Source organism: Streptomyces sp. SS7 (genome assembly GCF_037993025.1).
Taxonomy (GTDB): Bacteria; Actinomycetota; Actinomycetes; order Streptomycetales; family Streptomycetaceae; genus Streptomyces.
The window spans coordinates 9,789,594-9,799,701 of sequence record NZ_CP141223.1 but is presented as its reverse complement, the minus strand read 5'-3'; the positions used below and the strand labels follow the sequence as shown (position 1 = coordinate 9,799,701).

General features: G+C 67.9%; 7 protein-coding genes. 3 read left to right on the top strand and 4 right to left on the bottom strand.

Going from position 1 to position 10,108, the window contains the following annotated elements:
* Positions 1 to 679: 679 nt before the first annotated feature.
* From U5640_RS44120 to U5640_RS44110, 3 genes are all read left to right on the top strand, one after another.
* Positions 680 to 841, top strand: coding sequence for a hypothetical protein (locus U5640_RS44120; protein ID WP_340373729.1), 162 nt, complete (start codon positions 680 to 682; stop codon positions 839 to 841).
* A 652-nt stretch (positions 842 to 1,493) separates the two neighbouring features.
* Positions 1,494 to 2,828, top strand: coding sequence for an MFS transporter (locus U5640_RS44115; protein ID WP_340373730.1), 1,335 nt, complete (start codon positions 1,494 to 1,496; stop codon positions 2,826 to 2,828).
* Between the two features lie 213 nt (positions 2,829 to 3,041).
* Positions 3,042 to 3,728: a tetratricopeptide repeat protein gene (locus U5640_RS44110; protein ID WP_340373731.1), complete on the top strand. Its 687-nt coding sequence runs from the start codon at positions 3,042 to 3,044 to the stop codon at positions 3,726 to 3,728.
* A gap of 101 nt (positions 3,729 to 3,829) precedes the next feature.
* Here U5640_RS44110 and U5640_RS44105 read toward each other — a convergent pair whose 3' ends face one another.
* The 4 genes from U5640_RS44105 to U5640_RS44090 all read right to left on the bottom strand — a co-directional run bounded on the left by U5640_RS44105 (position 3,830) and on the right by U5640_RS44090 (position 9,846).
* The gene (locus U5640_RS44105; protein WP_340373732.1) at positions 3,830 to 6,457 is read right to left on the bottom strand and encodes a LuxR C-terminal-related transcriptional regulator; all 2,628 of its coding nucleotides are present in this window, start codon (positions 6,455 to 6,457) and stop codon (positions 3,830 to 3,832) included.
* A gap of 1,063 nt (positions 6,458 to 7,520) precedes the next feature.
* Positions 7,521 to 8,555 (bottom strand): threonine/serine dehydratase, encoded by a 1,035-nt coding sequence (locus U5640_RS44100; RefSeq protein WP_340373733.1) that lies wholly within the window; start codon positions 8,553 to 8,555, stop codon positions 7,521 to 7,523.
* Between the two features lie 116 nt (positions 8,556 to 8,671).
* Entirely contained in the window at positions 8,672 to 9,070 is a 399-nt protein-coding gene (locus U5640_RS44095) for a hypothetical protein (RefSeq protein ID WP_340373734.1), read from the bottom strand.
* 296 nt (positions 9,071 to 9,366) lie between these two features.
* Positions 9,367 to 9,846, bottom strand: a complete 480-nt coding sequence (locus tag U5640_RS44090; protein ID WP_340373735.1) for an ATP-binding protein — start codon at positions 9,844 to 9,846, stop codon at positions 9,367 to 9,369.
* Positions 9,847 to 10,108 lie beyond the last annotated feature (262 nt).

Genomic DNA, 10,108 nt, shown 5'->3' with positions numbered 1-10,108 from the left:
AGGATCGACGCGCCGACGCTACGCGTCGGTACCCCCGTCTCCGCTCCGCGGACAGCGGCCCGGCCCCTCCGGGGCCGGTCGCGATCCGCTCCGCGGATCAGAGGTGTGCCCCGATCGCTCCGCGATCGTGCCCAACTTTGGATTCCTCTGCAGCTTGACTACACCCAAGGTGAATTGAGGGACCTGCCCACTCCGTGGCCGGCACTGGCTGGTAGAGCGGAGGCCGTCGGCCTTCTTGTTGAGGCCTTGTCAGATGGGCGGTTGAGGCGTGCGGTTGGGGTGCTTCCTTGGATTCAAAACTATGGAAGATTTGAGTTCGGAGTCTCCCCCGCTCGAGGTGTGGCCGCATTGGTGACGTCCTTTACATCTCAGGGAACTCCCCCGGCCCGTCTGGCCGCTGCTGGCGAACAAGAACGCCGACCTGCTTCCGACGCGACAGGCCTGGCCAACGGCAGGCCGGCGCCGCTCCCACAACTGAACGAGCGCCGATCTTCGGCCGGGCGCGCCGCAACGCGCAGCCCTGCCAAGCAGCGGCCGAGCCGGGTCGCCGTCCAGAGTGGGCCCCGTAGGGCAATGAAGTACTGATTACTCAGTCGAGGACGTTGGGCACCCTCATACATTGCATGCATCCACTTCGCCGCGTACACGCGGGAACTGCGAACACGAAACAGGAGATGCCATGAAGGACGTTGCCGAGGCCGGAATCATCTGGGCCAGCAAGACGGGCAGCTACAACCACAACGAGATCACCTTGCCCGTCGACGTTGACGCCGATGTGGACGAGAGCATCGAGTTGGGCTTCGCCTCAGGCAACCTGACGACGGGGTCCACCATGTCGTGATCGTCTGCTGATTGCGACTGCGTGCGTGTGGGGCGTCGTCGGCCGACGTTCACAGCTCGGGATCAGGCCGAGGCGTCCCTCGCGTTTTCTAGCTGCAACCGCGGATCGACGGGCGCTATGGCAGGTGTCGCGAAGTGGTGACGCTGGGGCACAACGTGCGGTTCCTCATGAAGGGGCCGGAAGCGCTGCGCGTCTTCAGCCTGCTCGCCTCCGGGCGGACACCGGGCCCGCTTGGATCGACGGTGCACCGCCGCCGAACGCTGCCTCCTTGACAGCCGCAGTGCGGGCGCGGTCCACCGTCGGGTACTGCTCCAGCACGATCCGTTCCCAGCCAAGTGGACAGCCACTGAGCGCATCTGATGGTTCCTGAGCGGCTGGTGCTGCCTGGCGATTCCACCGGATGCTCCGTCTGCAGTGACCCAATCCTGCAGTCGGCCAAGTTGTGGAGCGAGAAACTTCCTGGCGGACGTCGCCCGGCGGGAGGACCGCGACGACCTGAGGGGGCGCAGTCCTGACCGCGCCTTCGCCACTGTCGAGGACTTCCTCGCGAGCGCTCCTTCCTGCCTGTATGACAAGGCCCACCCCGACACCGGCCCAGTCCCGCAAGACAGCGGCAGCCACCGACGGCGGGGGGCCGTGAGGAGCCCCTGCAGTGCCGATATCCGAAGCGATCCGTGATCGTGCCCGCCGCCGAGTCGGGCCTGCGTCCCGCGCCGAAAGAACACTCCGTCTTCCCTCGGCGGCGCGGGTCGTAGTGGGCGGGGAGCTGCTGTCCAGCATCGGGTCAGGTACCACCATCCCGTTTCTGCTGGTCTATCTGCACGACGCATGCCACACCCCGATCGGAGTCGTCAGTCTGCTGCTCGTCGTACGGGCCGTCATGGCGCTGGCCGGTGCCACCCTCGGGGGCGCTCTGTGCGACCGGATCGGGGCGAAGGCGGTCGTTGTCACCGCATTGGTGGTGACTGCGGTGTGTTCGGTGTGGATGGCAGCCGCCACCAGTCCGCTGCCGGGCGCCGCGGCGGTGCTCGCCCACACGGCCGGTTACACCGTACTGGCCCCAGCCCTGGACGCGATGCTGGCCCAGGCGGCACCAGGGCCTCTGCGCCAGGCGGCATTCGCCTGGCGCAACACGGCCGTCAACCTCGGGGGTGCTCTGGGCGCCGCAGCCGCCTCGCTCACGCTCGTCGTGCTGGGCACCGGCAGCGGGCTGAGACTGCTGTACGTCCTGGATGCCCTCTCTTTCGCCGGATTCGCCCTGCTCGTCGCGGTACGGATCACTTCTTCACCCCGGCCTGCGGACTCGAGGGAGAAGGAGTCGGCCACCGCCAGGACCGCGGGTCAGCGCGGCAGGTACGCCACACTGACGGCGGACCCGGTTCTGCGTCGGATATGCCTTCTGGTGGCCTTCACCGTCGCCACCGGATTCGCCCAGCTGCAGATCGGGCTTCCCACCCTTGCCACCGCCGCCGGTGTGCAAGCCGATTTGGGCTGGATGTTTGCCGCATTCATGGTCACCAGCGCAATCCTGCAGATTCCCGTCCAGCGTCGGCTGCCTGGACGGAGCCGGGCCGGTGTTCTGGCAGCCGCACTCATGTGCATGGCCCTCGCCTGGACCGTCATCTCCGTTTCCCACCCCTCGCCGGTAGTCCTCGCCGCCGCGGCGGCGGTCCTCGCCGTGGGCGGGACTCTGTTCAGCCCGGTGCCGCCCACACTTGTCAATGACATCGCTCCGGCTGCGTTGCTCGGACGCTACAACGGCGCCCACATGCTCGCCTGGACCGGGGGCTTCGCCATCGGTGCCGCCACCACCAGCGCCTTGCTCGCCGTCGGCGCTCTGCGCGCTCTCTTCCCCCTCTGCGCCGCCGCCCTGGCGCTGACCGCAGGTCACCTCTGGTACCACAGAGGCCGCTTCTTGCCGGCACCGCTCATGCGCATTCCGGTCGCCGTGCCGCCGCACCCCGTGCCGAAGGAATCAGCGTCGTGACTCCATCCAGGGAAACCGAGCCGGCCGAAGCCGCCCTGCGGGCCGCCATCGCTGGCCGCCGTCACGACTCCACCGGGCATTTGGACGCCCAGGTTCGAGCTGGCCCGCCACTGGCGCAAACACGGCGACTACCGACGCGCCGGAATTCTGCTGGCCCTGACCCTCTGCGCCGCAGAACACACCTACGGCGCCGACTGCCCGGAGGTGGCCGCGGTGTGCAACGAATGGGGCGTTCTGGGCAAGTACACCGGCCACTTCGACCGGTCCCGGGCCCTCTATCTGCGGGCTCTGAACATCTGCGAAAACACCTACGGAAGTGACCACGACACCGTCGCCACCCTGTGCCACAACCTGGGTGGCCTGGCCCACGCCCGCGGCACCCACCATGAGGGCGAGCCCTGGGCCGCACGTTCGGTGGGCATCCGCACCCGCCTGCACGGTCCCGGCCACCTGCTCGTCGCGGCCGACCGGGCCGCCTGGGCCGCTCTCCTGGAGGGCTGCGGCCGCTCGGGCGATGCGGAAACTCAATTGCGCGCCGCCCTCAGCGTCTTCCACCGCGTCCACGGCGCCGAGCACTACGAGATCGCCGTCACCACACACAACCTCGCCGCCCTCCAGCATCGTCGAGGCAACCGCACTGCCGCCATCGACGGCTACACCCGCGCTCTCGCCCTCAAAGCACGCCTCCTCGGCGACTCCCATCCCGAGCTCGCCACTACACTGGTCAACCTCGCCACCGCCTATCGCCAGTGCGACGCCTTCGACCAAGCTGTCCTGCACTACGCCCGGGCCATCGCCCTCCTCACTCCGCACGTCACCAGCGAACATCCCACCCTGTCAGCCGCCCGGCGAGGGCTCGCCTTGTCCCGTACGGAAGGTCGCGCTGTCCCGCCTGTATGACCGCAGCAGCAAGCGTTGTACAGCATCGCGGATCGACGCAGCGCTGTGGGCCGAGGTGCCGCCCAGGCCTGGTCTGACTGATTCGGCGACGAAAGGCTCGGTCACATTCCAGGTGATGTCGGGTGACGGGCCGCTTGGTATTCGAGGGCTTTCGCGAGGTCGGCCCGGGTGCGTACGCCGAGCTTGAGGTAGATGTGCTGGAGATGGTTGTCGACGGTACGGACAGAAAGCGTGAGGTGTTGGGAAATCGTTTTGCTGGAGCTCCCGGCGGCGGCCATCAGGGCGATCTCTTGTTCGCGTTTGGTCAGGCGGACGGATGAGGCGCCGAGTGTTGACAGGAGCGGGGTCCGGGCATCTTCGCATTGGGCCGCGAGGGCTGTGGCGCGAGCGGCGTCGGCGGTGGCTTTGCGGGGGTCTCCCTGGCGTGTCCAGGCGCCGGCGGCTGCGGCTGCGGCTTCTGCGGCGAGGATGGGCGAGCCCATTTGCTGGAAGGCGTGTGAGCACTCCATGAGGCGGCCGGGGTCGTTGTCGGCGAGGGCGGTTGCCAGCTGTGCGCGGGTGTGGGTGAGGGCTCCGTCGCACTGGGTCGCGAGTTCGGTGAGGCGGCGCTGGACGCTCGAGGCGTCACCGAGGCGTGCGATGTCGGTGAGCAGAAGGACCTCGGACAGGGTGTGGCCGGTGCGGCGAGCGTCGTCGGCCGCAGTGTGCAGGACGTCGCGGGCGCGGCTGAGCTTGCCTTGGGCCGCGTGGAGCCAGGCAGTGCCGAGAGTCTCCTCGCCGGCCATGAAACCGCTCGGTGCGTGCTGTTCGAGTTCCGGGAGCAGGGACTCGGCTGTGTCCGTGTCGCCGGTCAGTGCCGCGCAGGCGATCAGACCCGATACGTAGAGCCTGGTGGTCCTGGTGTGCTGGTGCGTACGTGCGATGGCGGCGGCTTCCGCGTACCAGCGGCGGGCGCTGGAGGGGTGGCCGGCCAGCCATTCCGTTCGTGCGATGAAGTAGGCGAGCCATTGGCGCGCGAGGGGGGAGGGTGAATCCTGAAGGGTGTCGAAAGCGCTCAGGCAGGTTTCGCGGGCCTCGCTGATCAGACCGGACTCCGAGAGGGCCAGCGCGAGCGGCGCCAGTTGGATGGCGGGATGGGGAAGGAGCGTTCCTCCACCGATCGCCTGGTGCATGCTGTGCCCGTGCTCGGCCAGGGCCCGGGCCTGGGCCACGCGGCCGACAGCGGCCAGGCCCACGGCTTTCGTCGTCGCCGCCAGCAGCCAGATGTCAGGGCTCTCCTGATGCGGGGCTCCGGGGAGGCTGTCGAGCAGTTGGAGCCCGTCCTCGGGTAGACCGGAGACGGCCTGCATGGCCCCTTCCATGAAATGCAGCTGTTGCTTCGCCGTCCGGCTGCGCAGCGCTGTGCGGGCGTCAGCGCACACGGAGAGTGCTCGGTCGAGTTGGGGGCTGGACCAGAACAGATTCATGCTCCGGGCGGTTACTGCGGTGATCTTCTCCTGATCGTCGCGGGCGTGGGCGTCGGCTTCGGCGAGGACCTCTTCGGCGCGTTCCAGGCGGCCGGTGTATGTCAGCACTCGGCCCAGTAGGATCCGGGTCTGCAGCGTGTGCTGGTCCGGTTTGATCGCGGTGAGCAGTTGGATGACCTGTTCGTTGTCGTTGGCGTTCATCGCGATGGCTGCGGCCTGGGCCAGGAGGGCGGGGTCGGCGGTGCCGATGGCTGCCAGTCGCCAGGAAGCGACGTGCAGGGCGTCGTCGCGGCGTCGGAGTCCGTGGGTTTCGAGACGCTCGGCCAGTCGGAGACCCAGGTCGTAGCGCTGGAGGGGTGAGATGCCGGCGGCTATGACTTCGCTGTACAGGGGGTGGGACAGCGCGATGGTGATTCTTCGGCCGTGTGTGGTGACCTGGATGATGCCCGAGCTCTCGACTTCGGCCAGGTGGGCGTGGTCGATGAGAGAGGCGGCGTCGGTCACGGACAGGGGGCCGCAGAGGGCGAGGGCTTGCAGGAGCGGGAGCGCTGCGGGCGGGGTGGCTGCGATCTTGGCGGTGATCAGGTCGTTGAGGTGGGGGGTGACGGCGAGCCAGTGATCGGGGATTTCCCAGACTTCGCCGTTGAGGCTGAGGGTGTCTGATTCGACGGCTCCCAGGACGAGTTCTTTCAGGAAGAGGACGTTTCCACCGCTTGCGGTGTACAGCGCGTGCAGGGTGCGGCGGCCGACGAGGCCGCCGAGGACGCGTTGGACGAGTGTCTCGACCTGGGTGCGGTCCATGTGGGACAGGTCGATGCGGCGGATGCGGTCCCCGCGTCGTAGCAGGGCCTCGACAGCGTCACTGACTGGTTCACCAGTGCGGGCGGTGCCGACCAGGACGATGACTTGGGAGTCCAGGAGCTGTCCGAGCAGGACGGCTGATGAGCTGTCCAGATGGTGCATGTCGTCGACGAAGACCACGGTGGGCTTGCCTGGCTCTGCGGCCATGGTCCGGGCGACGGCTCGGAAGCCGCTGACCGGGTCTGCCAGGTCGATGTCCGGGGGCAGCAGGTGGGCGATCGCGCTGAGGGGTACCTGCCCGGCAGCCTTGCCGGCTGCGGCCCTCGCGGTGCGTCGTCCGCTCTGGGCGGTTGCCAGTTCCAGAAACTCATCAGCCAGGCGGGTCTTCCCCACCCCAGCCGGCCCGCAGATCATCCAGCCCCGGGTGTGTCCGTCGGACAGGTCCCGGGCGAAGGAATCCATGAATGACTGTCGCCCGATGAGCGGCCATCTGTCTGCCCAGCCCTGCATTCGACTGCTCCCTCAAGGGGCGACCGGTCGGACAATGCTACCGGACTGCATGAGCGGCATGCTGATCGAGAGGCGGGAGATCCGGCGTCGTGAGCCTCGGCATCGTCTTTGCACGGGCAGCGGAGCTTCGCCTGATGTGCTGCTGCCAGCGGCTTTTCTGTAGCATCACACGGAATATTATGTCTGTAACCTGAGCGAGGTCCTACGCTTGTCGTTGGGCCATGCCTAGCTGGGCTTGTGCGGGCGTCGACTTCTCCAGACCCGCAGAATGGCTGACGGTCCAAGACTCCGTCGCGCCGAATCGGAACAACCAGTTGAGACCGCAGCAGGCGGGAACGGGGCGGGTTGCGGGACAAGTGTTGTCGGGGGCGGCATGACGAAGTCTGTCGAACATGTGGGGGCGGGGTTCAGGCGAAGGCGTGCCGAGAAGAACGGGGTGACACCCTCGTCTCAGCCCAGCACGCCCATCGGCCGTAAACCAAGAGCCGGCGGGCCAGTCGCCGGCACGTCAAAGACGGTTGCCACGACGATGTGGACGTCTTATGCGGTCGGCGTTGTTCTGCGCGTAACCAACCACACGAGAAATCAACGACGTCGGCCGGTCATATCTTCGTCCGCGCCGTGCTCGCCCCGGTGCTTCCAAACCTCTGGCCATCGGCGGCACGGTCACCCGCCCCCGCCGCCCGGGTCCATGTTCCGGCTGGCCGCGGTGGGCATGCGGTGTCCGTCCGACGGGCCGTCCCCGGGGGCGGCATGCGCCAGCGAGGGCATAGCCACGACGGCGCAGGCCGCCCACGCTGCGATTATGATCCTTCTCATTCTGCTTATTTCTCCTGCTCCTAGGTGATATCTGGGGGCTTTCGCATTGATCGGATGAGGAACGCACGTGTACCTCGTGCGCTCATCCTGTGCACCGGAGTGCAAGGGCGCTTGAGTAATGGGTGCTCATCCTGGGCCGCGCGCGGCAGGGGTGTGGTGCCCACGGCTCGTCCGCCTCACTGCGTGGAAGGTGGTCTCAGTGCTCTGCTTCGTCCTCGGCCTTGTTTCGCCTGCGGCACGTCTGGAAGGGCAACGGGGCTTCTTTGCGCAGCTGTTCGAACAGGTCGGGATCGACGTTGCCTCCACTGATCACCGCCACGTGTCCCCCGGCAGTGGGGAGGTCGCGCTCGTGGTAGAGGTACGCCGCCGTGGTGACGGCCCCGGACGGTTCGACGATCATGCCCGCGCGCCGTGCCAGAAGGGCCACGCTCGAGCAGATCTCCTCTTCGGTGACGGTGATGATGTCGTCGACGAAAACGTGCATGTGCTCGAAGGTGTGCTCCCCCACGGTTGTCATGCGCAGTCCGTCGGCGATGGTCCGGCTGACACGCTCAATGGGCCAGGTCACGCGCCGGCCGGCGCGCAGGCTTTCTCCGGCGTCCGCCGCCAGCTCCGGCTCGACGCCCACCACCCGTATGCCGGGGTGTGTGAGCTTCAGTGCAGCGGCGACTCCTGAGATCAGTCCGCCTCCGCTGACGGGCACCAGCACCGTGCCGATGTCTAGTACCGCAGCCACGGCTTCGTCGGATATCTCGAGGCCGACCGTCCCCTGGCCCGCGATGATGTCCAGGTCGTCGAAGGGCGGCACGATCGCATAGCCGTGTTCCGCGGCCAGCTGCTCAGTGAGGGCTGGGCACTGCTCGGGGGAAGCAAAGCGCACATCGGCCCCGTACTCCCGGACCCCGCCGATTTTCACCTTGGCGGCCGTGGAGGGCATGACGATCGTTGCTTTCACGCCTTCCTGCCGGGCCGCGTAGGCAAGTGCTTTGCCGTGGTTCCCGCTCGAGCGTGCAATGACGCCGCGGGTCTTCTGCGACTCGGACATCCGCGACAGTCGATTGTATGCGCCACGTATCTTGAACGAGCCGGTGATCTGCAGGTTTTCTGGTTTCAGCAAGAGAGACCGATGGTCGCAGGAGGCCCATGGAGCCCTGAGCAGCGACGTACGGGAGATCACTGGCTCCAGGCGTTGACGGGCCGTGTGCAGGTCGTTGAGCGTGACGAGAGTCATGGGTCGGTCATCCTTGTCAGGTCGTAACGGTCATCTGGCGAGCCGACGGGGGGACGCCCCCGGCGCTCGGCGCCGGCCTGAAGCCTCTGCACGGCCGTCATGCGCTGGGGGACGGATCACTCGGTCCGGGTGACGTCGACGAACGTCATGGATCGTTCGCCGGCCGTAGGCGGAGGAGCCTCGTCGGAACCCCACCAGCAGCCGTCGGGCGGAGCGGTCTCAGTGCCCGGGCGGATGACGATCATGTCTTCCCTGACCGTGCCCCACGTGACCGTTCCCGTGGTGCCCTCCGGGTGGCCGACCGCGCGGAGAGGGGATTCGTCCGCGTTGTCATCCGGGCAGCCGGTGCCGCCGGGGCGCTCGTTGATCTCGTGCTCTGCGTCTGTGACTACGGCGCTGTCGTCCACCAGGACCGGGGCTGCCGCCCTGGCCACGACGATCGAGCCGATGGGAGCGGCGAGCAGCACGCCGGCTACGGCTGCGGTGAGGGCTACTGCTTTCAGCGGCTCGTGCATCGCTGTCCTCCTGGGTGCTCGGCGCGGATCTCCGGGGTGGTGTGCTCTACCGGGTGGACGGGCGGCCGGCTACCGCGTCGGCATACTGATCACGACACGGTCCTCGCCGGTTGCGCTGTGCTCGCCTGCGTCCGTACGGACTTTGGCCGCACGGCGGAGCAAAGACATGACGACGGCCAAAAGTGCGGCGCCGGTTCCGCTCACCGGGGCGAGATGCATTCCGGGGGCGAAAGAGCGCTCAATGCCACGATCGCCGTTGTCCCGGCGGGGCCGGACATCGTTCTGGCCGTACACCGTCACAGCGCTGAGGGCCCTATGACTGCCCAGTGGTTGATCCGTCCGTCCCGCCCGGTGACGTCGCCGGCGCCTACGGCGACGGCGTCCACGATGAAGGTGCCGCGCCCGTGTTCGTCGGCGGGGCGGTCGTCGTCGTGCTGGTCCTCGGGGCGGGGGCCGCCGTCGGTGACCGCGACCAGGATCGCCCGGTCGTCGAAGAAGCACAGGGACACGGCGACGGGCGGCTCGGCGTACTGCACCGCGTTGGTCACCAGCTCCGAGACGACCAGCAGGGCGTCGTCCACGGTTTCCTCGTCGGCTCCCCAGGCGTGCATCACCCTGCGGGCCTCGCGGCGCGCGGTCGCGGGCGCCGGCGGGCCGCACTGCAGCGACAGCCTCCACGCGTCGGCGGTCCGAGCCGGCGCGGAAGGTCGGGTCGCGGTGGGGGCGAAGGAGTCGTCTGTCGTGCCGGCGGCGGTGGGAGGTGCGGTGCAAGTCATGGTGATCACGGCCTCGGAGAGCTGCTGTGTGACTCTTCCAGGAGACGCCGCGCAGCTTTGGGGCGACTGAGCAAGCGGTACTCAAACCCGGAACGAGGCCGGTCACAGGGACGGTCTTCGAGGGCGCGGCGCGTGTGGGGGCCGACTCTCCGCACCGGCGGGCTTGGCACGTCCGGGCAAGCAGCTTCTGGCTCCAGCCGAGTACCTCCTACTCATGTGGGGGTGCTCCTGCGTCCTGGAGAATCCCGACGTGGGGGCCGCA